The following is a 26436-nucleotide window of genomic DNA, read 5'->3' on the forward strand; positions in this document are numbered from 1 at the left end:
CTATGGCTACCATTCTGGGGCAAATGTTAGATTTTAACATCTGCAAAAAGGTTAACAATACCCTAATCAATCCACAGGGTAGTATTACATTTTCTTAATATTGGGGAAACAAAAAACTAAAGAGTTTTCCGCATTTCGAAGTGTTCTATACCAGCCTCAATAAATTTTTCACCCACTTTAGTGAATCCATATTTACTGTATAATGGCATTGCGGTGAGCTGTGCATGGAGGTAAATTAGAGTACCAGGCTTGGCAACATTATTTTCAACATCGGCCAAAACCATTTGAACCAAACGTTTTCCTACTCCTTTGCCTCGGTATTCTTCATACACCGCAAAACGCTCTAGTTTCACACCTTTTTTAGTGGTTCGGTAACGGGATGTACCTGCTGGTTCACCTTGATAATAAGCAATAAAGTGCGTGGACTCCGCATCAAATTCATCGAATTCCTCCTCGCGATCGCAAAGCTGTTCTTCAATAAACACTTTTTCACGGATGGCAAAAGCTAAGTCAAGCTCTTCCTTATTCTCCACTTTTTTTACTCTTATCATTTTGTTCTTGATGTTTATCGTAAGCCGAAATTATTTCTTTGACCAATTTATGGCGCACCACATCCTTGGCATCTAAATCTACTCTTGCAATTCCTTTAACGCCACTCAAAATTTTAAGTGACTCACCCAAACCTGATTTTTGGTTTCGCGGCAAATCAATCTGAGAGATATCTCCAGTAACAATCACCTTCGAGTTTGGCCCCATACGCGTCAGAAACATTTTCATTTGCATGGCTGTGGTGTTCTGAGCTTCATCTAAAAGAATAAATGCATGATTCAGCGTTCTGCCTCGCATATACGCCAAAGGCGCTATTTCTATCACCCTATTCTCTTGGTAAAATTTCAGCTTTTCTGAAGGAATCATCTCATCCAGTGCATCGTAAATCGGCCTTAAATATGGATCAATCTTTTCCTTAAGATCTCCTGGAAGAAAACCTAAGTTTTCGCCTGCCTCTACAGCCGGGCGCGTAATGATGATTTTCTTAACCTCTTTATTTTTTAAGGCTTGTACTGCCATAGCTACGGAAATATAGGTTTTACCTGTTCCGGCAGGGCCTACAGCAAAAACCAAATCATTTTCTTCAACTGCCTTTACCAATGCTTTTTGATTGGCTGTTTTTGGTTTAATGGTATTTCCTCGGTTACCATACACCAATACCCCATCATCACCTTGGCTACTAATATATTCTGCCTCGCTTTTGATGTACGATTTCACATTATCATGCGTAACCTTTCCAAACTTATGATAATGCTGCACCAAGGAGTTCAGAATATCGTTGATTTGGATAATCTCCGAGGCATTTCCTTGAATGAGAATCTCGTTGCCTCTCGATACAATCTTGCTTTTTGGAAAAGCAGAGGCCACTTCTTTGATGTTCTCATTTGCCACGCCTAAAAAGTCGACCATGGCTATGTTTTCGAGTATAATTAATTTTTCTACCAAACGCTTAACTATGTTTTATTTGATTGATTTAGCCTCAAAATTTTCGATACTTTTGCTATTCACAAACTTAGAAATTTTAACCGAATAGTCTTTTATGGCCATTATCACTTTAACTTCTGATTTTGGACACACCGACCATTACGTGGCCGCGTTAAAGGCCTCTTTGATTTCTAAGGACAGTACCCTAAAACTTATTGACATTAGTCACGATATCGAACCTTTCGATATTGCCCATATGGCTTTTGTAGTTAGTTCTGTTTTCAGAGATTTCCCCAAAGGTACCGTACACTTGCTTAGCACTAACGTAGCACAAGCTAATCAAGATTCTTATTTAGCGGCTAAAATTGAAGATCATTTTTTTGTTGCCCCTGATAACGGAATATTAAGTTTGATCAGTGATAAAACTCCAGAAACCATTGTAAAGTTATCTATTGACGATAATTCTACTTTCCCTCAACGTGGTATGTTGGCCGATTTTATTTTGCGCTTGGCCGCGAATGAAGAAATATCAGCCTTGGGTGAGGCAGTTACAGAATACACGCAATTGATGTTACGAAAACCTCGAGCTACTAGAAAAGAAATTTCTGGCCATGTTATTCGAGTGGATCATTATGGCAACCTTATCACCAATATCAGTAAAGTGGATTTCGATATTCTAAGTAAAAACAGAAATTACAAACTGGTTTTCGGAAGAGAATCCGCTTCTAGTATTCACTCACAATATTACGATGTAGACCCTGGTGAAGTCTTTTTTGTATTCAATAGTTTGAACGTTTTGGAAATTGGAATTAATCAGGGCAATGCTTCTACCCTTTTAGGTTTGAGCTACGACAGCCCTATTCTCATTCAATTTGAAGAATAATGTTAACAAGAATTGTAAGAATGACTTTTAAGGCCGAAGAAGTAGACGCCTTTATCGAATTATTCAACGAAACCAAAGACCGTATTCGTCATTTTGAGGGCTGCCAATACCTTGAGTTGATGCGAGATTATAATGAAGACTGTGTTTTTGCTACTTATAGTCATTGGGAGAATGAAGAAGCACTGAACCGCTATCGCCATTCGGAATTATTTGGCGAAGTATGGAAAGCTACCAAGGCCAAATTTGCCGATAAACCCGTTGCTTTTTCGCTCAAAGGCTTTATTCAAGTAGACTAAAATTTACTGGCAGAAGCTATTGTTTCATAAAAAATCTTTACTCATTTTTGCAACCCCAATACAACACCTCCTCGGTGGATTCTCCAAAATATCGGAAAATCATTACAGAGGCTTTAATTTCAGGTGGCGGCTCCGAAGCTTCGGAGGATAGACGCTTGGAAATAAAGATAATTGCCCAGGTGGCGGAATTGGTAGACGCGTTGGTCTCAAACACCAATGATTTCACGATCGTGCCGGTTCGACCCCGGCCCTGGGTACAAAACCTCTCGAATTTCGGGAGGTTTTTTTTTATTGCTTTCAAATCAATTAGTCGACTTCTAATTTCTCCGTAAATTGCAGTTTATCTTCTAAGCTAAAAGGTTAAAATATGTCGATCTCAAAAGAGTCTGAATTAATTGGAATGAAAAAGATTAGCGAAGTAGTGGGTACTACCTTAAAGCTAATGCGAGAACATGCCCAAGTGGGTATGTCTACCAAAGAATTAGACGATTACGGAGGACAGATTTTAAAAAGCTATGGTGCCAAATCTGCGCCTTTTGAAACTTACGGTTTTCCTGGCTATTCATGCATCAGCGTAAATGAAGAAGGTGCCCACGGAATTCCTTCCAAATCGAAAATACTCAAAGAAGGCGACCTTATAAACATTGATGTTTCTGCCGAGCTCAATGGATTTTGGGCCGACAATGGCGGGTCTTTTGTTTTGGGAAAGGATATTCACAATCATCAGCCCTTGGTAGATGCTTCTAAAAGCATTTTACACAAAGCGATTCACAGCATTAAAGGAGGAGTGAAAATAGCGGACATCGGTCTGATCATTGAAACCGAAGCAAAAAAATCTGGATTTAGAGTAATTAAAAATTTAGCTGGTCATGGAGTAGGCAGAAGCTTGCATGAATCGCCTGATGATATTTTGAATTACAGGGTAAAAAGTAATCATCAAAGGTTTAAGAAAAACACCACCGTGGCCATTGAAACGTTTATTTCAACGAAATCAAACTTAGCCGTAGAGCTTAGAGATGGGTGGACATTAGTAGGCAACAAAGGAGGTTACATTACCCAACACGAACACACTATTTTAATTACAGACGATCAGCCTGTAATTCTTACTGAGTGCAATGGTATTTGGGATTAAATCAGTTTTGCTCTGTTGTATAACCTAAACCCTTTGAAGGTTCTTTCTAGAACCAACTAAAACAAAAAAGGAGCCTTTAGCTCCTTAAAATTATTTAAATCACACTTTTAATTAGAAGGCTTTCGTATAACCTTTAATTGTAAGAGGCTTCACTTTCTTTACAGAGGATACATATTTTTCCATATCGAATTTATCCTCTGCATTCTTAACAGATGAGTTATTCGTTAGCTTAGCGCGTTTCTTTGAATATGTTTCCATAGCTGATAACTATTTCTTTTTCTTCTTTTTTTCTTCCTAAAGGAATGACAAATATAGTGCTCGGGCTCAATTATAACGATACCCCTACTTATTTAAATTCTCAACTACCTTCTTCTTTATGTTAATGAACTCAGTTAATAAAGGGGTAACATTATCAATCCATTCTTTACTCTGTACCTTTCGTAATTTAGTCATAAAGCCATCAGGTAACGGTTCATCCGTTTGTATTCTCTGATCCACCACCTCGTTATGCTTAAAATTTGAATTAAAAATAACGTTCAGGATATCATCGGAAGATTTTTTTAAATCATTAAGTAAATCCCCCTTTTCAAGAACCGCTTGAATAAAAACATCTAATAAGCCACAAAGCTCTACATGCAAATCTTTATACTCTCTTGAAAGCAAATCGAAATCTGAATAATAATGTATGCTAGAATAGAGTAAGTTCTCCATTTTTGTAGTTACGTTCATGAGTAGCTTTAATGCTGATGACCTCTTCTCTTCTAATCTCTGAAACCTATTTTCATTGATTTGGAAATAAAACTGAGCGGAAGTAAATGCCAAGCCAATAATTGCTAATGAAAAAGGATACAACAAATCAGCATCACTAATACACTTAAAATAAAGCATGGCTAATGCCCCAACAGAAGGAATTATAAAAAGTAACCCAGCAATCCAAAACCTATTTTTTACCCAAAAACCCATACCCACTCAGTCAAAGTTTACATCACCCTTATTAAGTTTTAATCGCATTATGCTGACAGGGCTATTTGGCAATCAATGTGCCGATTATGCCCATTGTTAAAAAAATGATTCCAAGCATCAAACTAACTAAACGGAGTTTATACCAAGACTTTCCTGATCCGAAAAAGAAGTTTAAAAATATTATTATCAAAAAGGGTCCAAAGCCAAAAAGAGAAAATGCAAATACCCGACCTAAGATTCCTGTCCAATGGTCGAAATCGCCCCCTACATCGCCTCCCTGTTTAGATAAGTTTATATATGTGATTACTTCCAGAGTAAGAATTAAAATAATCAGTATACCAGTTAGCTTTCGTATCATTCCTTAAACTTATATAAAATACTCCTATTATAAAACATCCTGGATTCGGTCTGTAAAAATTAACTATTCAATTTTCATAGCTCATTCTTTCCAGAAAATATTTTACCTTGATCTATGGAAAAAGAAATCGTAAAGGAATATTCAAACGGTGAGCTCACCGTGGTTTGGAAATCGCAGAAGTGTATACATGCTGGCGAATGCGTTAAAGCATTACCAGAAGTATATAACCCCAAAGAAAAACCGTGGATTAAAGCTAAAAATGCTTCGACCCAAGCGCTAAAAGACCAAATCGCTAAATGTCCTTCTGGTGCTTTGAGTTACTATATGTAGGAAGAACCTTCCAAAAGTTTCCCTATGTGGGCTTTGTATAAAGTGATTTGCCACCTGTGAGGTAATTGGAGGGTTTCGCCAGATTTAAGGTTGATTACTGTACTGTAATTCGGGCTTCAGAGTATAAATCGTAAACAGCCACGGTGGTGCTGTGTCCTGTGGCGTTTCCCCAAAAAGGATGTTTGTTAATCAAGGTTCTGTTTTCCACATATTCGGGATGATAATCGCTTTCTAGATCGTCCCAAACTACAAGCATGTATTCATAACGCATTTTGCTTTCGCGGCCTTCTTCTAGCCAGCGCTCGAAGGTAGTTTCTTCTAAAGACTTGGGGTATTCTCTGCTATCGAACATATGTTATTTCAATTGAGTTAGTGGCTTAAGCAAGCCCTTATCTTCTAAAGAAGCTCGTATTCGCTCGTGATTTTTCCAAAACTTTGATTCAATCTTTTTCATTAACCGTTTGTGCTCCGGCAAATCTCTGATTTTCTCTGTCATCGGGTCATCACTAAACAGCACTAACCAATATTGATAATTATCCTCTTCTGAAAACAGTTCTAAATACTTGATCGATTTTTCAAAATCATTGTGATAAGCATAATAAACCGAAAGCATTATGTTCTTATAAATTGACTCATCCTGCTGAACAAACTCTAGATATTCATCAAAAAAGGCTTTGGCCTCTTCCTTGTAACCCATCTTTTCAAAAACAACCCCAATGGTGGCATTTTGATGCACGTAAATATTAAGATGGGCTGCCTCTCGTTGGTTTATAAACTTTTGATAATAAAAGTACGCGCTATCATAATCTCGCTTATAGTAATAGACCTTCGCAACCTCTTGCAGAATATCCAACCGAGTAGTATCCTTTTTCCACTCCCTTACAAGCAAACTCGATGTTTCATCTAAATCATGATTCTTAGCATAGAGCATATATGCTTTTGCGTAGTTGGTATAGGCGTTACCCGGAAAATACTCTAGCGATTTATCTGCATACATTAGGGCTTCATCTACAAAACCGGTTTGTATTAATGAATTACTTAAGTGTAAATAAATGTAGCTGTTCATTACCGAATCATTGGCTGCTTCATTCAGTTGAATTCCTTTTAGAGCATACTCCAAATATTTTTCGGTATTGGGCCTTACGTTGGCATAAAAATCAGAAAGGGTATTGATAACAAAAGCGGAGTTTGGATTGTATTCTAAGGCCCTTTCTAAATATGGTACAACCAAGTTGTATTCTTGAGTATGCATATAATACATGGCCTTAGCCATTAAGCTTTCAGCCAGTTTTGGGTCATATAACAGCGCCTTATCGGAATGACTATTGATTTGAACTGTATATCGTTTGTCTTCTCTGAAAATATCCAAGTAATAGTAGCTCATGGCCAAGCCCGCATGAGCCAAGGCAAATTGCTCATCTAGCTCAATCGCTTTATTAAAGTATTTTATCGCTTCATTTAAACTTTCGGTATTACCTATAACATACTGATTCTGGCCTTTCAAAAAGTAATCATAAGCTTCCAAGTTATCTGTTGGAATCTTCTCAATTCGATTTTGCTCTTCAGGGGTAATCACCGCCTGAATTTCAGAGGCAATGCTTATTGCTATTTCTTGCTGCAATTCAAAAATACTGGTTACCTCACGGGTATACTGTTTTGCCCAAAGCTGCTTATCTGTTGCTGCATCTACCAACTGGATATTGAGCAAAATTTGATTCCCAATTTTCTGCCCGCTACCCTCCACAAAATAATTCACATTCAATTCCTTCGCTATTTCTGGAATTGACTTGTTGGTGTTTCTATATTTTTCAGAAGACGTCCTACTAATCACCCGTAAGTCATTAATTTTCTGAAGGTTATTTAAAGTAGACTCCAACAGGCCATTGATCAAATAGATGTTAGTCGAATCGCTACTATCGTTTTTGAAGGGCAACACGGCTATTGATTTTTCCAATTGCAATGGAGCCGATTCGCTTGAAGGTTTAAAGACGAAATAAGCAATCACAAGAATAATCGCGGTTAACACAGCTAATCCCCATGCAATTTTACTTTTTTCATGAACAGGCTTACCCTCAACTGGGCTGGTAGGCTCTTCGAGTTGCCATCTTTTACTGGCTTCTCCTGGAGGAAAACCATATTCTTCGCGAAAGCACTTTATAAAATAAGAGGTGCTGCTGAAGCCAACAGCATAAGAAACTTCGGTTACATTTTGAGAAGAATTCACCAACAATTCCATGGCGCGTTTCAACCGTACTTGCCGAATAAATATACTGACGGAAAGACCCGTGGATTTTTTTAGTCTACGCAGAAGGTTTGAACGACTCATGTTGATGGCCTCTGCGAGTTCCGAAACTCCAAAATTTTCATCAGATATATTCTCTTCCACCACTCTAATGAGTTGGCTTAAAAAGTCTTTCTCATGCTGATTGAAATCGGTCATAAATAGAAATAAAAACGCTCACAAAGGAAGTCAATATTCTTTGAAGCGAAAAACAACTTTAACCCTTCAATTTAGGAGGAAAAACCACCAAATGCATCATAATTTATACTCATGCATCATAAAAACTATGATGTCCGCAAACTTGCTATTTTAATCAGCATAGCTTTTAATCCCCATTTCTGGCTTCTAATCACCTTTGCAGAGTACAAAATCAAACGATTAAAGGAAAATTTAAAATCATGAAAACTCAAGTAACAATTATCAGCAAAACTTTACTCCTTAGCGCTATCTGCTTAATGTTTGTAGGCACTTCTTGTGCTCAGAAAAAAGAAAACACCACAGAAAACAGTGCAGTTACAGAAAAAGTAAAAGCACCTAAAATAGACATTCACACAGCGGCAATCTCAGGAGATTTAGAAGCCATTAAGCAACATATTAAAGCAGGTTCAAACCTAAATGAAAAAGAGGCTTTTGGCGGATCTAGCCCGTTGATTACAGCCGCACTATTTAATAAGCCGGAAGTGGTTGAAGCTTTGATTGAAGCAAAAGCCGACATCAATCAAGTAAATAATGATGGTTCCACGGCATTGCATTCAGCAGCCTATTTCTGCAATACGGAGGTGGTTGAAATACTATTGGCTAACAATGCAGACAAAACCATTAAAAATAATTTTAAACAGACTGCATTAGAGTCTATTTCTGTACCATTTAGCGAAGTGAAAGGGATTTATGAGATGTTCGGAAAACAGCTAGCACCAATGGGGTTGAAGGTTGATTTGGAGCACATCGAAAAGACCCGTCCTGTAATTGCTGAAATGCTTAAATAAACTAAAAATACAAAGGTCAAAAACTCAAAAACATGACAGCAATCAACACAAGAAGGTACGATATAGACTGGATCAGGGTAATCGCCATTGGTTTACTCCTGATCTACCATATCGCGATTGGGTTTCAGCCATGGGGGCTTTTCATCGGCTTTATTCAAAGCGAAAATTCGATTAACGCCATTTGGACACCCATGTCGATGTTAAATGTATGGAGAATTCCTCTTCTATTCTTTGTAAGTGGCATGGGGGTATTTTTCGCCATTAAAAGGAGAAGTTGGAAAGCGCTGATTAAGGAAAGAACAGGCCGAATTCTAATTCCATATTTATTCGGAACAGCCTGCATTGCTCCTCTGCATATTATCATTCTTCAGCATTACTATGGTCAAAAAATGACTTATATCTTAAACCCTGGTCACTTATGGTTTTTAGGAAATATTTTCGTGTACGTGTTACTGCTTTCACCCCTTTTCTTCTACCTAAAGAAACACGAAAACGGAAAAATTGGTCTTCTTATCAAAAAGGTATTCCAAAGTCCTTTTGGCTTTATGGTGATTGTATTATCATTGACTGCCGAGGTAATTATTGTTCAACCTAACCCTTATGAACTATATGCTCAGACTTGGCATGGCTTCTTTCTAGGGCTTCTGGCTTTTCTCTTTGGCTTTTGCTGCGTTTATAGTGGTAAAGAATTCTGGGGCTTTATTCTGAAATGGAGATGGTTACTCATTTTGGCTGCTGCGGCACTTTATACAGTTCGTATTTTAGAGCTTCAACCCCAAATACAAAACTATTTAGTAGCAGCAGAAACCTGTTTCTGGGTATTTTCTGTTTTTGCCTTTGGATATAAATACCTGAACAGACCGAGTAAAGCTTTGAGTTACTTAAGTCAGGCGGCTTATCCGATTTACATTATTCATATGGCATTTCTGTACTTAGGGTCATCATTGATTTTCCCACTAGATATACCCGTAATCATACAATTTGTATTGGTCGTGGCCTTTACTTTTTTAGGCTGCTTCGGATTCTATGAATTGATTATTAGAAGAGTTTGGTTTTTAAGGCCACTCTTTGGGCTTAAAATGAAAGCCAAGACTGAATGAATTAAGAAGTTGGTTATCTCAGGATAACCAACTTACCAAATCCCAGCTTATTGAACCCTCTGTCGCCTTTGGTGGCTCGAGCACCCAAATCCTGACCATTGGCTTTTAACTTTACTCTATATAAGTAAGTGCCGTTAGCCAGTTGGTCGCCAAATTCATCTTTTCCATCCCAAGCGTAATCGGTAATATTATTTCCAATACGGATTGGCCCAAGTTCATCTTGCGTAATTTCTCTAACTACTTTACCTGAAACCGTGAAAATTTGGATGGTTACCTGATCTGGCACTTCTGTACCTGTAAGTGTAAACACAAACCTTGTACTGCTCGAAAATGGATTCGGATACGGGTAAAAATTAGTGACTGTAGCCTCATTAACCACTTCAAAAGTGATGGTATAAGGGCCAATTCCAGACTGATTTCCTGAGGCATCAGTAGCTTCTACTTGCAAAGAATAAACACCATCCTCAAGTCCGTCTGGTTGAAACTGTACTCGATAATTAGAGTTCTCCGTAGCTGGTGTAAATGTCACATTCGGGTCTGAGAAATTGATTCGTTGTAATTGACAACCATCACAAGCAGCGCCTAATTTGATTTCAACGCCAAGAGTATCGGTTTTCAAAAGATAAGGGTTATTGTCTCGTAATTCGAGCGCCACCAACGGACGTGGAGAAACAATATCTCCATCTAGAATATTAACCCCATCAAAAGTAACATCAATGGCTGGGTTGGTCTCGTCTCTTAACACATTGTAAAAGCCTTCGAGCCTAATTACATTATTATTGAAGTACTGCTCAAGTTCTCCTCCGTTGTTTACAAAAACCTCCATATCATTCAACCCTACTTTTCCTTTGGTGTCTACTGGTATTGTAAAGTCTACAAATTCACCTGCTGCCACGGCTGGAATCTCAATGGTAGCAGTTACCTCTTCTCTCGTATTTTGATTGTAGAGAATGTAACGTACTTCAAGCGGCCCTTGAAAGCTGTATTCTGAAATATTGGTGAACCTGAATTGAGCATTAAACGGCTCTCCCTCTTCTAATTCAATATTCGTATTCTTGTCATTCTGTAATGAAACCACTCCTTCTGGAACGCCAGCAAACGAAACCGACCAATTTTTAAGTTGTGGTGGCGTGGCCAAAGATTTGTCTTTCATCACCACATAGAAGCGTAAATATGGATATTGCACAGGGTCTACACCGCTCAAATCCGCATCATCGAAAGCAATATTCGGAAACAAAACTGTTTCGGTTCCATTAGGTGCCACACCTACAATATCAAAGGTGATTTCATCGGTAGTTCCCAATTCAATATCTTTTGTGAACCTTCCCCAAGCACTAGCTGGGCCAATGGTTGGCGACTGAACACTGCCACTATCTATACTGGCTACAATGGCGGCATCGAAAGTAATTCTAGCTTTTCGTGCATTATCATCGGCACCTATGGGTTCACCAACCACTTCTTGTGCCTGCCCTGCTACTTGGCCTTTTCGGCCGTACATAATATAAGGTTCTCCTGTTTGAAGCGCATTAATGGTAAAACGGCTGGCTCCAACTCTCTCCATGTCGTCTCTTACATCTGTTCTCCAATCGTCATAATTCAACTGGCCAACAGAAAAGAAAAGCACGAAGTCACCATCATCTACTCCATCTACATACTGGCGCATTAAGCTTTGCGCTGGCGCAATATTTACATCAGATAGTGATTCGTTGGTAAATGAGTTGATATAGCTTGGTGATTTACCACATTTCAATGGATCGTTTTCATCAAAAACGCCATCGGTTTGTAGTACGAAATATGGTTGGCCGCTATCCTTATTGAAGGCAATCGCATTAAAAGTACTCAAGTTGCAGGGGTTTGCTGGAATAATGGCTTGTCCATTTACATTCACCACCACATCAGAAGCGCGCTGGCCGCTTGCATGTTCAGAGCCATAGGTTTCAATTTCTATGTTGGTTGTGGTTCCTGCAAATACCCAGGCTTCATTATCTTCACTTTTAGCTACAGAGCTTAGTCTCAAATTGGTTAGCTGGTCAAATTCGGTTTGCGCCCAACCTCTCACACTATTTTCTATGTAAGTAAAATAAGAGTTTTCCCACGGAATAGGGTCTACAATCAATTCATCTTGAAAAACACTTCTCCAGTAATATTGTATGGTATCATTTACCGTAGCTGGCACTAAATCTAGGTTCCATGTAGCAATTCCTTTCCCCGTTAAAACCTGTTCTTTCTTCCAAGGGCTATCGAAAGTATTTACGGTATCAATCTGCACTACAAAAGAACGATCATTTAGCTTCAGGTCAGCCGACTGCACCACAAGGTCTACCGAAGTAGTATTGATTGTTTGGAAGTTAAATGGAGCTGTATTGAATGTTCCTTTTGCCGGAAAGAAGAAAGAAGCTTCTGCGCTATTGTTCAATTCACTTCCTTCGTTTACACTTCCTTCAGCATCGAGAATTACTTCAAAACGATTTTCACCAAAGAAATCCAATCCTTGATTTGCGATTTCATAAAAAACGGTATCCTGATAACGTACTGGTTTTACTTTTACAGAAGGAAGGTTAACCACGGTTCCATCATCAAGTTTTCTATTTACGGTAACAGAAAGTGAATCGGTGCTGGTTCTTCCACCGTTGTTTACAATTACTCCAAGTTCGAAGAAAGGTGAAGCGGCTGTAATTTCCCTACCGTCTTTCGATCTTAAGAAAATATCTTCTGTCCTTACAGTATAATCTACCTTATCGTGACCGAACAACGGAATTGCAGGATCTCCTTGTAAAAGAATCTGTTCAACCGCTGCAATGTCAGTTTGGTCAATCTGGAAATTATTAGCCAAGTAATTCTTAATGGTTTCTTTCTGAATATTACCAATGGATTGTGTCATCCATAAAGTATCGGCCAGTAATTTGTAAAACTCGGCAGTATAATCGCGTAAAGAGTTTGGAATACCGACATCGGAATGAGCTATAAAATTAACGGCTCCTTTTCCTTCGGCAGAAAGCCAATCTTCTCCGAAAGAGGTACGATCAAAAATTTCACCTCCTCGGCAGCCGTTTACGATAAAAGCAGTATATCTACCTTGATTATTGTAACCATTACTAGGGTTCGACACTGTACCTATGTCAATATCTGTAAAGCTAGAAGATGAATGTCCGAAAAAGGTAATCAGGCCTACTCCTTTATTTACTTCTTCTGAAATATTAAATTTTTGAACTGCGTTATTCGTGTTTTTGGAAACATTATTAACATTTGCTCCTAAGTAATCTGCACTTACCTGATCGCCAAAACCTTCAATAAAGCCTTTAAACCGCACCAATTCGTCACTAGTTAAGCCTCCACTTAAGTGAACAAAGTTCTTTGTCCAAGGAGAGTCTTTTAATGACGCTTCTTTTTCTTTAACCTTATCCAAATAATTGGCCACGCTGGTAGAAACATTTACTGACAGTCGCCCGACAGGGATTGTTGGAATGTTGGCCACTCCGTTTAATGCCTGTGTATAAAGAATATCTGATCCGGGGGCGCCCATAGTTGGTACTAAATCCCTTCTAGAAACTGCTAGAGGGTTGGGCAGCCTTTGTACCTGATTATCAACCCTTCTTCCTCTACCAATAATGAATAGGTATTCTGGATCACTATTATTGTATACATGCCTAACAAACCTACGAATGGCCAATGGCGTGTATTCGCCATAACTGAATTCGTCATAAAGCTTGGTTACATCGGCATAAAGCACATTGAAATTCCCTCCTTCAATTGAGCTTCGGTAGTCGATATAGGCCTGAACGGGGTCATCATAGCGGCCAGCCACTGGTTTTCGAAGCTCGGGGTGCGATATAATGAGGTAGTTATTGTCAGTAACATCTTCATAATTAAACGTTACCTTCTCTATGCTCGGAGTTACAAACGCACTCCTTCTCTTCATAAAAACCTTTCTGATTTCATTATTCGACTTCACTACACCGCTCAAGGTACTCCCAGTTAAAGTAGTAGTCGATTTCCTTATGTTTCTATAATCGGTAATATCATACAGGTCTGATTCACCCACCACATTTTCTATTTCTACAAGGCTATTTCCAGCCTTGGTTGGCAAGTTAAAAATCAGTTTATCTCTGGCTTGAGCATCTACTTCTTGCGGAAAGGAAAGTTTGATGTAGCCAACCGCCACCCTATCATCTGGAATTTCAGGAAAGCCTACGGCTTCAACACGAACAATAAGTCGGCCTGTTGATGAAATATCAGACCACTCAATTTGCTTAGTATCTGTTCCGAAATTGCTATAATTCAGGTGAATGTCTTGAGATATCGTTCTTAAGTTTTCTGTGTCTGGGCCTACATGAATAGAAGTATTGTGCAACCGATTATTGAATCCTACAATTTGAACTGTTAGCCTTGGGGTACCTTCAGTCTGAACACCGAGTGTAGCATTATTGATTACAAAGTCTCGATAGGTTTTACCACTGCGCAAGGTGAATTCATTTCTCATGATGGTATCACTCACAAACATTTGCCCACGATCATAGCGCGATAATTTCACCTCTCCGCTGGGGTTTCCGATTTGATAATATTGACCAAAGGAAAACTGAGAAGTATAAACTTGAAGAATTTCGTTTGTATGAGATTGAACAGGAGTAAGTCCAGCAGTAGATTCGCTCAGCACTTCCATTCTTTTTCCCGCTGCTCCCTCTGAATTAGTTAGGAAAAACGCTGTGGTGTCAGAGAACAAATTATAGAACTTGTGTATTTGGTCGGTTGGAAAATTGAAAAGCTCTGTATCCTGGGTTCCATCATTCTTCTTTCCAAAAAACTCAATATAGTCTCCAGCACCAAAGGCACCATCTCCCCCATCATTCACCAAAATAGCTACTTCTTTTCCTCTGTGAAATAACTTGAAGTTATTGGCCCCCGCTTCAGAAAAATCATAGCCCGATGCCAAAAGTGATTCGTAGGTCAAGCGATGAATATCGTCCGAACCCGTTTTTATTTTGAAATAAGATCGGCTATAATCGATCCACTCATTACCAATAAGTTGAGCGTGAGCCACCTGAGAAATCATCATCAGGCTAGCCATAGCAAGAAACCCGATTCTACTTACTCTTCTCATCTCTCTCCTTTCTTTTATCCTTAGCAAACATTCCCGGAAGGGCTTCTAATGAATATTTCAAACTAAACACATGAGAATAAGGTGATTCGGCCACATTGCCGATATCGGTTAACGCATAATCAATCACCAAATCATCAAGCTTAATCCCTAAGCCCATATTGGGTTGAAAAGTCCAATACATCTGATCCGTACTTCCAGCCGCTCTTGAAAATTCTTTGATCCTCTGAAAATTACCAACCCCCATTCTCACAAAAAACTTATCCTCGTAATCGAATTCAAAACCAAACTGTGGTTCGAAAGAAGCAAAACCTGTTTTAACCAAGGTGTTTCTTCTTCCATCAAAAGTAAATACCAAGTCTGCCGAGGTAAGCAACCCGATTTTATCACTGATAGGGAAAGTTCTTGAAGCGCCTGCAATCAGTTTAGGTAAAGTGATCTCTACGGAATTACCTGGTAGATCATTGTTTGTTTGAGAAAAAACGGCCGCTAGGTTTTCTTGGTTGATTGCCCAAGAATTAAAGGTGGTAGAAACGTCACGAATCATAATACCGAAATCCCAATCATAGTGGCGGTACTTCATGGCCGCGTCCAGCCCAAAACCCCATGCATCAGCAAAGTCGCCTACCTTCCTACGTATTACTTTAAAGTTCATCCCAAAAGTCAACCCTCGACCAAACGGCTTTCCGAATATTAAACCAACGGAACGCGCATAAGAAAAAATAAAGGCGTAATCCTGCGCACTAAAAAAATCAATATTGTCATAATTGAGCCTGCCGTTATCATCAAACAAAAAACGCGTATCGGGAATATCATCAATCCCCAACCGAATAACAGACAATGCAAAATGACTGTCGGTATCAATAGCTCTAGCGTATGAAATGTAATCGTAATTGGCTATTCCCGCAAAGTAAGCGGCATGTTGAGCAGTAAATTGGTGACGGTATTCAATATCAGTCAGCGCTGCGGGATTCCAATAACCCGCGGTGGCATCATCAGCTACGGAGGTCATGGCATTAGACATTGCCAATGCACGGGCACCAACGCCAATCGCCAAAAACTCATTGCTGTATTTGGGCGTGTTTTGACCTTGCAGTCTAGGTGTAAATAAAAATAGAGGAATTAGTAATATCCCCCATTGTAGTTTTTTAAGGTTTTTTCTCACGAGTAAATCGTATCCCTCCAATAATCAAAATTCAACATATTTATTAACAGGAGCTGAGGATATAGCTAGAACTCAACTCCATGATAAATATTTTAATGCCCTTCCACAAAGTAAGCAAAAAACATTCGGACTACCTCAAAACAGCCGTTTTTAACAAAATATTAAGCATAGTAATATTTTTTATACAGTACTATGCAACACATAGTACCTTATTGCGTATGTTTGTGTATGAAAAGGTCGAACATCTTAAAGGTTAAGAGATGAATTTAGAAAACACTCAGGTCCAAATGCGAAAAGGAATTCTCGAATTCTGCATTCTGCATATTATTTCGAGAGGTGAAGTTTACGCTTCAGACATGCTCGAAGAACTCACCTCAGCGAAAATCATAGTCGTTGAAGGCACATTATACCCACTGCTCACCCGCCTCAGAAAAGCGGGATTGCTAGAGTACAAATGGGTAGAATCTAATTCTGGCCCGCCAAGAAAGTATTATACAATTACCGAAGAGGGAAAAGAATTTAAAGAAAGCTTAAGTAACACTTGGCTTCAACTGGTAGAATCAACATCTCAAATCATCACAAAAAACAACTCATAATCCTGCCGTCATGAAAAAGAACATAAGCATAAATATAGGTGGCATCATATTCCATATCGAGGAGGACGGTTACGAAACCCTCAAACACTACCTCGATTCCATCAATAAATACTTCTCTTCTTACGAAGACAGTGAAGAAATTATAGCCGACATAGAAGGTCGAATAGCTGAAATATTTTTAGAAAAACTTAAAGATGGCAATCAGGTTGTTTCTGCCGAAGATGTAAACGCCCTAATTAAAACAATGGGAAACATCTCGGACTTTGAAGCTATTGAAGAAGAAGATGACTTTGAGCCTGCTCCTAAAAAAGAGGAAAAGAAAAAGAAGAATAAAAAAGATCGCCAAAGCGCATCATCTGAGCGTAGCACTTCTGGCTATCAAAAAACAGAAAGGCTTTATCGTGATTTGAACCGCAAAATTTTAGGTGGGGTAGCCTCCGGAATTGCTCATTATTACAATTTCGATCCCTTATGGATAAGGATAGGAATACTTGCCGTAACCTTTGGTTTAGTGTTTGCAGGACCAGCCAGTGCGCTCGTTTTCATTGCCTATTTTATTATGTGGGCAGTTACGCCTGGAAGCTCAAACTTAGCAGAAAACAAAAATCTGAAGAAGCTTTATCGCGACCCAGACCAAAGGGTAATCGGAGGTGTTTCGTCTGGTTTAGCCAATTACCTCAATATCGACACAATGATCGTGCGGATCATTTTCCTGGTATTACTATTTGGTTTTGGTACTGGGGTAGTGCTGTATATCATTTTATGGATCATTACTCCTGAGGCTAATTCGCTTACCGACAAAATGCAAATGAAAGGCGAGGCTGTTACTTTATCGAACATTGACACCAATTACAAGAAAAGTAAAACCACTGATTTTGAACCAAAGGGAGAAGGTACATTTACCAAAATCTTACTTTTCCCCTTCCGATTAATAGGTAAAATATTCGTTGGTCTAGGACGTGCTTTCGCTCCATTAATGCTATTTCTGGTAGCGGTAATTCGTATTGCCACAGGTGCAATAATTGCCACTACGGCATTATCTGTAATGGTTTCTTTACTAATAGCCACGGGTGTATTTATGGGCCTTTACAATTCAGATTGGTTTCTATGGGATAGTGACCTTGCATATTTCCCAATAGAGATGTTCAGAAACACCGTTCCAGAAATTGGCCTCATTTTCTTACTCGCTACAGCCTTTATACCTGTACTCTATTTATTTATTGCTGGTATAACCATTATTGCAAAACGTAGAGTAATGAGCCCAGCTGTTGGTTGGAGTATTTTAGGTATCTGGTTTATTGCCATTATTGGCACTTTCGCTACCCTGCCAAATGTAGTTCGTGATTTCAGAGATGAAGGCATTTATCGAGTTGCCGATGATTTTGAAATAGAAGCCGACACCATAACGCTCAGCATGAACGAAGTTCGAAATGGTCGCTTTACCAGAAGAGGCTACAGATGGGATAGTGATTCTTACTATGCTTACAACGACACTTATACTTCTGACTTTACAGATTTAGATATTCGTATGAGTGATTCTGATCAGTTTAGAGTAGAGAAAAGGTTCAGAGCCAGAGGCAGAGATTTAGATGACGCTGAAAAAAGAGCACAAGAGCTTAGTTATGGATACAAAGTTGACGGTAGCACCATTACTTTTGATTCGGAAATGACATTCCCTGAAAGAGTAGAGTTCAGAGCCCAAGAAGCTGATATTACATTCTTTATTCCAGAAGGCAGACCATTCAAAATAAATGAGGGAATGCGGACCATCTTGCAATACTTCAGATATGGATACAGCTGGAGACAAGCATACAACAACACTTGGGTTTTTCAGGATGGAGATCTTGTATGCCTTACCTGTGAATCAGAAGAGGCGCTGAACAATAGTAGTCAATCGAACACTCAAAAATTCGACCTCGATGAATTTTCAAGTCTAAAACTAAGTAGCAGTTTTAAAGTGAATTTAGTTAAGGGAGATAAATATGAAATGGAAGTGTCGAGCAAGACCTCATTCGACACTCCTGACCTACGTATTTTCAATAGCGAACTGAGCTTATCGCGAGTAGACTTCAAATTTAATGAAGAAGAAACCTCGAATATGGAAATCACCATTACGGTTCCTGAATTGAGTAGAATACGCGTTTCTAATAACGTAGACCTAAACATTGAAAACTTCAATGCTGACCTCATGAACATTAGAATTTTCGACAATGGTATAGTAAACCTAAACAGCCAATTTGATGAACTCGAACTCTTTCTTACTGATGAAGCTAGAGTGAACTTGTCTGGCAATATAAATAAACTAGAAGCGCTTATCTTTAAACAATCAAGGCTCTATGGTTATGATGCCAATGTAGAAATAGCCGAAATAGAAACTGACAATGAAAGTCGAGTTCGGATTAATGTAAACCAAGAGTTGAACGTTAGGGCTGAAGGTTTTTCCTCAGTAAGTTATAAAGGCAAAGGTCAACTAAACGTCCGAGACAAAGGCCGTTCAGCAACAATTACCAAGTTTTAATTACAGCTCAAACCAATTAACATTAACCCAATGCATAATTTATGCATTGGGTTAATTCATTATAAATCAAGAACTTTACACCTCATTAAAAAACAATAAAGCCCTAGCGTAGAAATTTTTATCAGGGCCATGCAACCAAGTTTAACATTCATACATCTACCTTGTGAATCAACCAAAAAATGCTTCAAATCAAAAAGTCAAAATCTGAAGAAAAGCTTATAGAAGCTTGCCGTAAAGGCGACAGAAAGGCGCAATGTGAACTGTACGAAAAGTACGCTCCATTGATGTACTCTGTTTGCAGACGGTATGTGATTGAGCTGCAAGAAGCAGAAGACGTTTTGGTTTGTGGTTTCACAAAAGTTTTTCGAAAAATCGATCAGTTTACTGGTGAAGGAAGTTTCGAAGGCTGGATTCGAAGAATAATGGTCAACGAATCGCTGACCTACATTCGAAGAAACAAAAGCATGTTTTTGGAAGTAGAGATTGAAAAAGCAGAAAGAGAACCCGATTATCAGCAACTCCACAATCAATTAGAGGTTGAAGATTTGCATAAAATGATCGACTTACTGCCAACGGGTTACAAAACCGTTTTCAACCTTTACGCCATCGAAGGCTTTTCTCACAAGGAAATAGCAGAGAAGTTGGGCATTAGCGAGAACACCTCTAAATCCCAATTGAGCAGAGCAAGAGCACATCTTCAAAAGATGTTAGTTCAAGCAGAAGATAGTATGGAAGTTAAATTAATGAGCAATGAAGGGTAACCCAATAGATGATCTCTTTCGAGAAAAACTAGGCAACCATAAAATAACCCCTCCAGCAAATGCTTGGAGTCAAATAGAAGGCAATCTCGCCAAAAAGAAAAAGGGTGCTTTCTTCTGGTTAAGCATAGCAGCAAGTGTTGCAATCATCCTTACTGCCGGTGCATTATACATCAATCAATCTGAAAAATCAGGTGCCGACCTTGAGCAGCTTCAAGCCAATAAAGAAGTGGAGAATGAAGCTGTAAAAACACCTGACCAAAACAACATTGACACTCCTTCAAAAGAGAAAGAAAATACCAAAGATCAATCTCAAGAAAAAGAGGCTGCACCAAGTATTCAATTTGTTCAGCCGCAGCAAATCGCAGCACCAAGTAAACTAACTGCTCAGGTAGACACAAAACCAACCTTAGATATGATCGAAACTGTTGGTCAATCTCGTGTGATCATCAACATAGATAAAATTGACATTGCACAAACACTATCCGTCAATACCTCAGTTGATTTCGATTACTTAAAATTAATGCCTCTAACATTAAAAGATTATACTGATGAATCGTTCGAAATCGACATGCAAAACAAGAAGAAATTCAGCATGATGGATGGATTGATCAGTATTGCCAAGGGGGTGAGTAAAACCAAAGAAACCTTATCTGATTTGAGAACCGCAAAGAACGAATTTGTTACCAATGAACTCAAGTACGGATCGATTGATCAAGAGGAAGAAGAGAACGCTCCTAACTTCAAACAAGAAAAATAACAACTCGAAATATGAAAACAATAACTACAACAAAAGTCATAGGTATGCTCTTATTGGTCGTATTGAGCACTAACCTAGCCAAAGCACAAAACGAAGCTTATCTCAACCAGAACTTAAAAGTTGAGCCCAAAACCTCAACTTTAAATCGGGGAGAAACTGAAAACTCAGCATGGGATTTTTCAAAATCAGTTCCTGTAGCCAAATACAGCCCAAAAGCTTTAGAAAACACCCTAGAAGAAAACCATGGCAGATATGATTTCGACAGGTACTACCCACGAAAAGGAACACAGAGTTTTGTGAACATCTACGTTGGTTTAAACAATTATTTGCAAGACGGTGACTTACCAAGCAGTGACGAACTATTCACTTTAAACCCACTCACCTCTTGGTATGCAGCCCTCAACTTCGATCATGCAACACGTATTTTAGGCCCACTTTATCTAGACTGGGGTATTGGCGCAAGCATTCAAGATTTAAGCTTTGAAAACACTAGGGTCGAAGTAGTAGTAGACCGTGTTAACCAATCTGTCGATTTTGTTGAGCGTATGGATCGTGTAGGCAAGAAAAGCAAAATCAATATGATGCACCTGAATGTGCACATGGTTCCAACCTTCTCGTTTGGTAAATATAACTCGTTCAGAATAGGCGCGGGGGTATATGCTGGCTACAGAATTAGTAGCCATACTAAATACAAATACGATGACCTGAATGGCGATGGTCAGAAAGACAAATTCAAAGACAGTCTATACATTAATCCATTCAAGTACGGTTTGCGTGCCCAAATGGGTTGGAGTTCTTTCGATATCTTCTTTAACTATGACATTTCAGAATTATTTGAAGAAGAAGCAAACGCACCAAGACTTAATCCTGTAACATTCGGGGTGATTTTCTAAAACAACAACTCAAAATAAAATACAACAAAAATGAAAAAGCAATTCAACATATTTTTGATTGCCATGGCTCTCCTTTTGGTAAATCAAAGCCTCAGCGCCCAATGGACATGGGGGAAACAAGACGATCTCGAGCGAATAGATACCGTGGTCAGCATTCCTAAAAGGAACTCAAACAGCATCTTCATTAACGACAATGACTTTTACCTACGCATGGGTTTCTTAGGAATCAACTTAGAAATAGAAGATGATTGGGATTCAGACTGGAGGTCGAGCCGCAACAGACCTAGAAATTTCGAATACATTGAGCAACACGATCACGGCACATTAAAAAGCCTTGATTTCGAAATTGGTTTCAACAATTATTTAAACAAAGGTAACTTTCCTTCATCTAGCGACCTTTATCAAGTAAAACCTTTGGGCTCTGTTTATGTAGGTTTAAACTGGAACCACACCACCTACGTTAGTGGTCCGCTGTACTTAGATTGGGGCGGAGGATTTAGCTGGTATAACTATAAATTCGAAAACGCAGCAACTCGTTTAGACCCGAATGGTGGTCAGCTCAATTTTGTAGAAGAAACCAATGTCGGGAGTGCCTTAAAAAGCAAACTCAAAGTTTCTTACCTCAATGTAAAAGCCGTGCCTATGTTCGATTTTAGCAGAGGAAAGAGAATTGTAAGAAAGTATGAAGAAGACGATGTGCGCGTTGCGTTTAGTCGCAAAACAGGTTTCAGAATTGGAGTTGGCCCTTATGCTGGCCTGCGCTTAGGCAACAAAGCAAAGTACATCGACCGCACCAATGGCGACCGCGATAAAGTAAAAAGCAAAGGTGGTTTCTTTGTGAATGACTTTAGATATGGTGCCAGACTTCAAATAGGCATCAACGGTTTCGATATGTTTATGACTTATGATTTCAACGAACTTTTTGAAAACGGAAAAGGCCCAGAACTTAACCCAATTACTATTGGGGTGACTTTCTAAAAGAAAATATTAATTATTACTAGGCCGAATGAAGAAATTTATTCGGCCTTTTTTTGTGTTCCAAGTTTCCTTTTTACGTAAGCCTTGGCCCATAAAGGAGCAATCAAAAACAAAGAAGACAAAAACAAACCTACAGAAGCAAAAACAACTCTCCACTCCTCGCCTTCCACTCCATAATTATTAAGAATGACACGGATTGCCATAAAGCTAATGCCAGCAAAAAAAATGTAGCTAGGAAAAGTAGTCATTAAAGTACTACTAGGAAATCGAAGCTTTTGAGTGGTATTAGTTTCGCTCATGATTTAAATATAAAGATTCTTGAAGCTTATTCCTCCATCCACTTTTTTTCTTCTCCCTTCAAACCAAAGAACTTGGAAAAATATTTTGGGCTAGGGCGGTTAGCAGTAATTAAAATCAAGAACAAACTAAAAACAAGTGCATACACCATGTCGCCTTTTTCATACAAACCAAAAGCACCAATGGTTGCCCCAAAAGACCACATTATATTTCTGTAAATGATAGACTTCTTTAGTTTGATTAATTTCAAATCTAGCTCAGGCACCTGCTTTAAAACCTTAAGCGCATCTTTTTTCCAAGTAGCCACCGTTCTCAACAATACATACCCAATACCCGCTGCCATTACAGCATGAAACATAATATCAGGATCCTCATAAAATACAGACCGAAGCTCACCACTCGCCTCTCGTTCTAAAAAGGCATAACCAAAAAACGCAAGAGGCAACACAAACATTAAATAGATTATACTTTCAAGCTTTTTGATGAATGCACTTTTATTAAAATTAGGGTCGTTCAATTGCATGGTTTGTGTAAATTGTAGCTAATAACAATCTCTTGCTAACGAACGTTAGTATGTTTATATTCGCAGCAAATGAAAACTGTCGTAAAGAAAAGCAGAAAGCAACAAATAGAAGAAAAAGCAACCACTCTTTTTCAATCTAGGGGCTATGCTGCTACTTCAATGCGCAATTTAGCGCAAGATTTGGGTATTGAGGCTGCAAGTCTCTATTCTCACATCAAATCAAAGGAAGAAATTTTGCAACGCATATGCTTTCGTATGGCCGAAGAATTTTATAGTGCTTGGCAGGAAGTAGACGAAGAAACCAGTGGTAATGCAGCGAAAATGGAAAAAGCCATGATCGCTCATGTAAAAGTAATTACAAAAGATACGAACGCCTCTGCCGTTTTCTTTAATGAATGGAGGCATTTAAGCGAACCTCACCTCAGTGAGTTTTTAGCCATGCGCGATGACTACGAAGGACGGTTCAAAAAAATATTAAGAGATGGTATGGCTTCTGGCGAATTCAAGCTAGTAGATGAAAAATTCATGATGCTTACCATTCTCTCTTCGTTAAACTGGACTCACAATTGGTATAAGCCCGATGGCAGCTTGAGTCCAGAAGAAGTAGGAAAAAGACTATCGGGCCTATTGTTAAACGGACTAAAAAAGAATTGATATGTACGGAGGTGGAAACTCATTCGAAGCCATGAAAGCTACAGCCCTCACTGACGAGGATCCAGTGAAATTGGCAGAATTTGAAGCAAGAATCGACAGAGGCGAAAAAATAGAGCCCTCAGATTGGATGCCTCAATTGTATAGAAAGCAACTGATTAGAATGATTGAGCAGCACGCTCACTCAGAAATTATCGGAGCTTTACCAGAAGGTACTTGGATTACCCGTGCGCCTGGCTTTAAAAGAAAACTTGCCCTTATGGCAAAGGTGCAAGATGAAGTAGGCCATGCTCAATTATTATATTCAGCGGCTGAAACGCTAGGCAAATCAAGAGAGGATATGATTGCCGATTTGATCAATGGCAAATCGAAATACTCGAACATATTTAACTACCCAGCCTTTACATGGGCCGACTCGTGCTTTATTTCTTGGCTGGTAGATGCAGGAGCAATTGTAAATCAAATAGCAAACTCGAAAGGAAGTTACGGTCCATATTGCCGTGCATTAGAAAGAATTTGTGCCGAAGAATCTTTCCATTTAAAGTATGGCCATCATTGCGTAATTCATTTAGCAACAGGCACAAAAGTGCAACGCGAAATGATGCAAGCCGCATTCAACAGATGGTGGGCGCCAATGATGCACTTCTTTGGACCTTCAGATAAAATTTCGGTTCATTCAGAAATTTTGATGCGTTGGAAAGTAAAAATGTCGTCTAACGATGAATGTCGCCAGCAATTCTTAGATATGTATGTACCTAAAATTTGGGAACTTGGCTTAACTGTACCTGATGATAAGTTGAGAAAAGATCCTGAAACAGGTCAGTGGGAGTTTACCGAGCCTGATTGGGAGGAATTCAAAAGAGTAATTAATGGAGATGGCCCATGTAACAAAGAGCGTTTGGCGGTTAGGCGCGTAGCCGAAGAAAGAGGTGCTTGGGTGCGTCAAGCTTTATTGGCTCCAAAAACCAAATACGTAGCCCCTTTAGCATAATACATTCCTATGAATTTGAAATCATTAGACCCACGGGTAACCCGTCTTGGTATTGACGAATCCACCGACACTCAAATTATTGAGAAAGGAAACCTCGACCAGTTTGAGACCTATGAGGCTTTTATAGAAACCAAAGAAGGTAAGCCTTTTGAGCACGCAGGCCCTGTTCATGCACCCAACGAGGAAATGGCTTTCCTATTCGCGAAAGAGCAATTTAGCCGAAGAGGCATGTTCTGTAATGCACTTTGTGTAATCAAAACCGAAAACATAAAGGTATCGGAGTATACTGATAACAATGAAGATGTTTACAATCTGGTAAATAATAAAGCCTCTGGCGTAGAACGCGAAAGTTTCGAGATTTTCCATTTGGCTAAACGCGGCAAGCAGCATAAGTATGCGGGAAGCGTAATGGCCAAGGACTATGAAGATGCACTAGCGAAAGCGAAAGAAGACTTTCAATCCGACAAACCAGTATTCAATGTTTGGGTAGTGAAGTCTGAACATATTTTAGCTTCTGATGAAGACGATCGTGACATTTGGGATACCCTGAAAGAGAAAAAATACCGAGACGCGATTGACTATAAAGCAAGCGACAAAATCAAAGCATTTAAAGAACAACAAGCTTAGAGATGAACACAGAAGCATTAAAAGATTTACTTTATAAAATCGCTGACGATCAGCTCATTTTAGGTCATCGTAACTCTGAATGGACAGGTTTTGGCCCTTTGTTAGAAGAAGACATTGCTTTTTCTTCTATGGCACAAGACAAGGTAGGTCAGAGTTGGCAGATTTATAAACTACTTGAAGAGTTGGGAGAATCTGAACCAGACATGGTTGCTTTTATGCGAAATGCAGACCAGTTTCATAATTGCCAGTTGGTAGAATTACCGAACGGTGAATATGATTTTAGCTTAATCAGGCATTTCTTATTTGATATGGCCGAGCAAATCAGGTTTACACATTTAGCAAGTTCATCTTATGAGCCTTTGGCACTATTAGCCAAGAAGATTAAAGGCGAAATCAAGTATCACACGATGCACGCCAAAATTTGGATGAAGCAATTGGGTTCTGCTACTGAAGAAAGTGTTTCTAGGCTTCAGAATTCGCTAGAAGAAGCCATGCCTTATGCTTTGGGGATTTTTGAGCCTTCTAAGTTCGAAGCCGAATTAATTAAGGAAGATATTTTCCGTGGCGAAGAAGTAATCAAAGAAGAGTGGATCGAACAGATTAGCGCGATTCTGAAAGAAACAAGCCTAAAAATGCCGGATTTAAATAGCATCACTCCAGTGTATGGCGGCCGTTATGGGACGCACACCGAGCACCTCCAGCCTTTATTGGACGAAATGTCGGAAGTGTTTAAAATGGATCCTACGGCTGATTGGTAAGAAGTCATTTGTCATTTGTCATTT

General features: G+C 39.1%; 25 protein-coding genes and 1 tRNA gene. 17 read left to right on the plus strand and 9 right to left on the minus strand.

The window, feature by feature from the left end; translation table 11 throughout:
* Positions 1 to 116 precede the first annotated feature (116 nt).
* The gene (locus AWW67_RS00910; protein ID WP_062299559.1) at positions 117 to 551 is read right to left on the minus strand and encodes a GNAT family N-acetyltransferase; all 435 of its coding nucleotides are present in this window, start codon (positions 549 to 551) and stop codon (positions 117 to 119) included.
* Positions 523 to 1494 carry a PhoH family protein gene (locus AWW67_RS00915; protein WP_053223687.1) on the minus strand — a complete coding sequence of 324 codons (972 nt, stop codon included), beginning with the start codon at positions 1492 to 1494 and terminating at the stop codon, positions 523 to 525. Before AWW67_RS00915 ends, AWW67_RS00910 begins: the two co-directional genes overlap by 29 nt.
* A gap of 94 nt (positions 1495 to 1588) precedes the next feature.
* Between AWW67_RS00915 and AWW67_RS00920 the strand changes: the two genes are divergently transcribed.
* From AWW67_RS00920 to map, 4 genes are all read left to right on the plus strand, one after another.
* A complete protein-coding gene (locus AWW67_RS00920; RefSeq protein WP_062299560.1) occupies positions 1589 to 2356 on the plus strand; it encodes an SAM hydrolase/SAM-dependent halogenase family protein in 768 nt (255 codons plus the stop codon).
* Positions 2356 to 2652, plus strand: a complete 297-nt coding sequence (locus AWW67_RS00925) for a putative quinol monooxygenase (RefSeq protein ID WP_062299562.1) — start codon at positions 2356 to 2358, stop codon at positions 2650 to 2652. Before AWW67_RS00920 ends, AWW67_RS00925 begins: the two co-directional genes overlap by 1 nt.
* Positions 2653 to 2825: 173 nt before the next feature.
* Positions 2826 to 2909: transfer RNA gene (locus AWW67_RS00930), tRNA-Leu, on the plus strand.
* Positions 2910 to 3019: 110 nt separating this feature from the next.
* On the plus strand, positions 3020 to 3784 hold the full coding sequence (gene map / locus AWW67_RS00935) for a type I methionyl aminopeptidase (protein ID WP_062299563.1): 765 nt from the start codon (positions 3020 to 3022) through the stop codon (positions 3782 to 3784).
* Positions 3785 to 4126: 342 nt separating this feature from the next.
* On the opposite strand, the gene AWW67_RS00940 is transcribed toward map, so the two are convergent.
* Positions 4127 to 4747: a hypothetical protein gene (locus AWW67_RS00940; RefSeq protein WP_062299565.1), complete on the minus strand. Its 621-nt coding sequence runs from the start codon at positions 4745 to 4747 to the stop codon at positions 4127 to 4129.
* Between the two features lie 472 nt (positions 4748 to 5219).
* On the opposite strand from AWW67_RS00940, the gene AWW67_RS00950 reads away from it, so the two are divergent.
* Complete coding sequence (locus AWW67_RS00950) at positions 5220 to 5435, plus strand: (4Fe-4S)-binding protein (RefSeq protein WP_062299568.1); 216 nt, start codon at positions 5220 to 5222, stop codon at positions 5433 to 5435.
* Positions 5436 to 5529: 94 nt separating this feature from the next.
* Here AWW67_RS00950 and AWW67_RS00955 read toward each other — a convergent pair whose 3' ends face one another.
* Positions 5530 to 5787: a hypothetical protein gene (locus AWW67_RS00955; protein WP_053223682.1), complete on the minus strand. Its 258-nt coding sequence runs from the start codon at positions 5785 to 5787 to the stop codon at positions 5530 to 5532.
* Positions 5788 to 5790: 3 nt separating this feature from the next.
* Positions 5791 to 7875 (minus strand): helix-turn-helix domain-containing protein, encoded by a 2085-nt coding sequence (locus AWW67_RS00960; protein ID WP_062299570.1) that lies wholly within the window; start codon positions 7873 to 7875, stop codon positions 5791 to 5793.
* Positions 7876 to 8114: 239 nt separating this feature from the next.
* On the opposite strand from AWW67_RS00960, the gene AWW67_RS00965 reads away from it, so the two are divergent.
* Entirely contained in the window at positions 8115 to 8702 is a 588-nt protein-coding gene (locus AWW67_RS00965; protein ID WP_062299572.1) for an ankyrin repeat domain-containing protein, read from the plus strand.
* Between the two features lie 32 nt (positions 8703 to 8734).
* Positions 8735 to 9802 carry an acyltransferase family protein gene (locus AWW67_RS00970; RefSeq protein ID WP_062299573.1) on the plus strand — a complete coding sequence of 356 codons (1068 nt, stop codon included), beginning with the start codon at positions 8735 to 8737 and terminating at the stop codon, positions 9800 to 9802.
* A gap of 13 nt (positions 9803 to 9815) precedes the next feature.
* On the opposite strand, the gene porU2 is transcribed toward AWW67_RS00970, so the two are convergent.
* Positions 9816 to 14900 (minus strand): putative type IX secretion system sortase PorU2, encoded by a 5085-nt coding sequence (gene porU2, locus AWW67_RS00975; protein WP_062299575.1) that lies wholly within the window; start codon positions 14898 to 14900, stop codon positions 9816 to 9818.
* Positions 14884 to 16083, minus strand: coding sequence for a putative type IX sorting system protein PorV2 (locus tag AWW67_RS00980; RefSeq protein WP_260311199.1), 1200 nt, complete (start codon positions 16081 to 16083; stop codon positions 14884 to 14886). The genes porU2 and AWW67_RS00980 overlap by 17 nt, the downstream gene beginning before the upstream one ends.
* A gap of 239 nt (positions 16084 to 16322) precedes the next feature.
* Here AWW67_RS00980 and AWW67_RS00985 point away from each other — a divergent pair, with 239 nt between their 5' ends.
* From AWW67_RS00985 to AWW67_RS01010, 6 genes are all read left to right on the plus strand, one after another.
* Positions 16323 to 16658, plus strand: a complete 336-nt coding sequence (locus AWW67_RS00985) for a PadR family transcriptional regulator (protein ID WP_053223678.1) — start codon at positions 16323 to 16325, stop codon at positions 16656 to 16658.
* A gap of 10 nt (positions 16659 to 16668) precedes the next feature.
* Positions 16669 to 19176 carry a PspC domain-containing protein gene (locus tag AWW67_RS00990; protein WP_062299576.1) on the plus strand — a complete coding sequence of 836 codons (2508 nt, stop codon included), beginning with the start codon at positions 16669 to 16671 and terminating at the stop codon, positions 19174 to 19176.
* A gap of 179 nt (positions 19177 to 19355) precedes the next feature.
* Positions 19356 to 19937 carry an RNA polymerase sigma factor gene (locus AWW67_RS00995; RefSeq protein WP_053223676.1) on the plus strand — a complete coding sequence of 194 codons (582 nt, stop codon included), beginning with the start codon at positions 19356 to 19358 and terminating at the stop codon, positions 19935 to 19937.
* Positions 19927 to 20694: a hypothetical protein gene (locus tag AWW67_RS01000; protein ID WP_062299578.1), complete on the plus strand. Its 768-nt coding sequence runs from the start codon at positions 19927 to 19929 to the stop codon at positions 20692 to 20694. The genes AWW67_RS00995 and AWW67_RS01000 overlap by 11 nt, the downstream gene beginning before the upstream one ends.
* Before the next feature lie 11 nt (positions 20695 to 20705).
* A complete protein-coding gene (locus AWW67_RS01005) occupies positions 20706 to 21587 on the plus strand; it encodes an outer membrane beta-barrel protein (RefSeq protein WP_062299579.1) in 882 nt (293 codons plus the stop codon).
* A gap of 30 nt (positions 21588 to 21617) precedes the next feature.
* A complete protein-coding gene (locus AWW67_RS01010; RefSeq protein WP_062299581.1) occupies positions 21618 to 22565 on the plus strand; it encodes a hypothetical protein in 948 nt (315 codons plus the stop codon).
* A 38-nt stretch (positions 22566 to 22603) separates the two neighbouring features.
* On the opposite strand, the gene AWW67_RS01015 is transcribed toward AWW67_RS01010, so the two are convergent.
* Complete coding sequence (locus AWW67_RS01015; protein ID WP_062299583.1) at positions 22604 to 22864, minus strand: hypothetical protein; 261 nt, start codon at positions 22862 to 22864, stop codon at positions 22604 to 22606.
* A gap of 26 nt (positions 22865 to 22890) precedes the next feature.
* A complete protein-coding gene (locus tag AWW67_RS01020; RefSeq protein WP_053223672.1) occupies positions 22891 to 23385 on the minus strand; it encodes a hypothetical protein in 495 nt (164 codons plus the stop codon).
* 69 nt (positions 23386 to 23454) lie between these two features.
* Here AWW67_RS01020 and AWW67_RS01025 point away from each other — a divergent pair, with 69 nt between their 5' ends.
* The 4 genes from AWW67_RS01025 to paaC are packed head-to-tail and all read left to right on the plus strand — an operon-like array spanning position 23455 to position 26412.
* Positions 23455 to 24039, plus strand: a complete 585-nt coding sequence (locus tag AWW67_RS01025; RefSeq protein WP_053223671.1) for a TetR/AcrR family transcriptional regulator — start codon at positions 23455 to 23457, stop codon at positions 24037 to 24039.
* A 1-nt stretch (position 24040) separates the two neighbouring features.
* On the plus strand, positions 24041 to 25027 hold the full coding sequence (gene paaA / locus AWW67_RS01030) for a 1,2-phenylacetyl-CoA epoxidase subunit PaaA (RefSeq protein WP_053223670.1): 987 nt from the start codon (positions 24041 to 24043) through the stop codon (positions 25025 to 25027).
* Between the two features lie 9 nt (positions 25028 to 25036).
* Positions 25037 to 25654 carry a 1,2-phenylacetyl-CoA epoxidase subunit PaaB gene (locus AWW67_RS01035; protein ID WP_053223669.1) on the plus strand — a complete coding sequence of 206 codons (618 nt, stop codon included), beginning with the start codon at positions 25037 to 25039 and terminating at the stop codon, positions 25652 to 25654.
* Positions 25655 to 25656: 2 nt separating this feature from the next.
* Positions 25657 to 26412, plus strand: coding sequence for a 1,2-phenylacetyl-CoA epoxidase subunit PaaC (gene paaC / locus AWW67_RS01040; protein ID WP_053223668.1), 756 nt, complete (start codon positions 25657 to 25659; stop codon positions 26410 to 26412).
* The last annotated feature ends 24 nt before the right edge of the window (positions 26413 to 26436 follow it).

This window comes from Roseivirga seohaensis (assembly GCF_001592945.1).
GTDB lineage: Bacteria > Bacteroidota > Bacteroidia > Cytophagales > Cyclobacteriaceae > Roseivirga > Roseivirga seohaensis.

Bases quoted from the DNA above. Each gene is read 5' to 3' on its own strand.
- AWW67_RS00910 (WP_062299559.1), bottom strand. From the start codon at position 551: ATGATAAGAGTAAAAAAAGTGGAGAATAAGGAAGAGCTTGACTTAGCT.
- AWW67_RS00920 (WP_062299560.1), top strand. From the start codon at position 1,589: ATGGCCATTATCACTTTAACTTCTGATTTTGGACACACCGACCATTAC.
- AWW67_RS00925 (WP_062299562.1), top strand. From the start codon at position 2,356: ATGTTAACAAGAATTGTAAGAATGACTTTTAAGGCCGAAGAAGTAGAC.
- map (WP_062299563.1), top strand. From the start codon at position 3,020: ATGTCGATCTCAAAAGAGTCTGAATTAATTGGAATGAAAAAGATTAGC.
- AWW67_RS00940 (WP_062299565.1), bottom strand. From the start codon at position 4,747: ATGGGTTTTTGGGTAAAAAATAGGTTTTGGATTGCTGGGTTACTTTTT.
- AWW67_RS00950 (WP_062299568.1), top strand. From the start codon at position 5,220: ATGGAAAAAGAAATCGTAAAGGAATATTCAAACGGTGAGCTCACCGTG.
- AWW67_RS00955 (WP_053223682.1), bottom strand. From the start codon at position 5,787: ATGTTCGATAGCAGAGAATACCCCAAGTCTTTAGAAGAAACTACCTTC.
- AWW67_RS00960 (WP_062299570.1), bottom strand. From the start codon at position 7,875: ATGACCGATTTCAATCAGCATGAGAAAGACTTTTTAAGCCAACTCATT.
- AWW67_RS00965 (WP_062299572.1), top strand. From the start codon at position 8,115: ATGAAAACTCAAGTAACAATTATCAGCAAAACTTTACTCCTTAGCGCT.
- AWW67_RS00970 (WP_062299573.1), top strand. From the start codon at position 8,735: ATGACAGCAATCAACACAAGAAGGTACGATATAGACTGGATCAGGGTA.
- porU2 (WP_062299575.1), bottom strand. From the start codon at position 14,900: ATGAGAAGAGTAAGTAGAATCGGGTTTCTTGCTATGGCTAGCCTGATG.
- AWW67_RS00985 (WP_053223678.1), top strand. From the start codon at position 16,323: ATGAATTTAGAAAACACTCAGGTCCAAATGCGAAAAGGAATTCTCGAA.
- AWW67_RS00990 (WP_062299576.1), top strand. From the start codon at position 16,669: ATGAAAAAGAACATAAGCATAAATATAGGTGGCATCATATTCCATATC.
- AWW67_RS00995 (WP_053223676.1), top strand. From the start codon at position 19,356: ATGCTTCAAATCAAAAAGTCAAAATCTGAAGAAAAGCTTATAGAAGCT.
- AWW67_RS01000 (WP_062299578.1), top strand. From the start codon at position 19,927: ATGAAGGGTAACCCAATAGATGATCTCTTTCGAGAAAAACTAGGCAAC.
- AWW67_RS01005 (WP_062299579.1), top strand. From the start codon at position 20,706: ATGAAAACAATAACTACAACAAAAGTCATAGGTATGCTCTTATTGGTC.
- AWW67_RS01010 (WP_062299581.1), top strand. From the start codon at position 21,618: ATGAAAAAGCAATTCAACATATTTTTGATTGCCATGGCTCTCCTTTTG.
- AWW67_RS01015 (WP_062299583.1), bottom strand. From the start codon at position 22,864: ATGAGCGAAACTAATACCACTCAAAAGCTTCGATTTCCTAGTAGTACT.
- AWW67_RS01020 (WP_053223672.1), bottom strand. From the start codon at position 23,385: ATGCAATTGAACGACCCTAATTTTAATAAAAGTGCATTCATCAAAAAG.
- AWW67_RS01025 (WP_053223671.1), top strand. From the start codon at position 23,455: ATGAAAACTGTCGTAAAGAAAAGCAGAAAGCAACAAATAGAAGAAAAA.
- paaA (WP_053223670.1), top strand. From the start codon at position 24,041: ATGTACGGAGGTGGAAACTCATTCGAAGCCATGAAAGCTACAGCCCTC.
- AWW67_RS01035 (WP_053223669.1), top strand. From the start codon at position 25,037: ATGAATTTGAAATCATTAGACCCACGGGTAACCCGTCTTGGTATTGAC.
- paaC (WP_053223668.1), top strand. From the start codon at position 25,657: ATGAACACAGAAGCATTAAAAGATTTACTTTATAAAATCGCTGACGAT.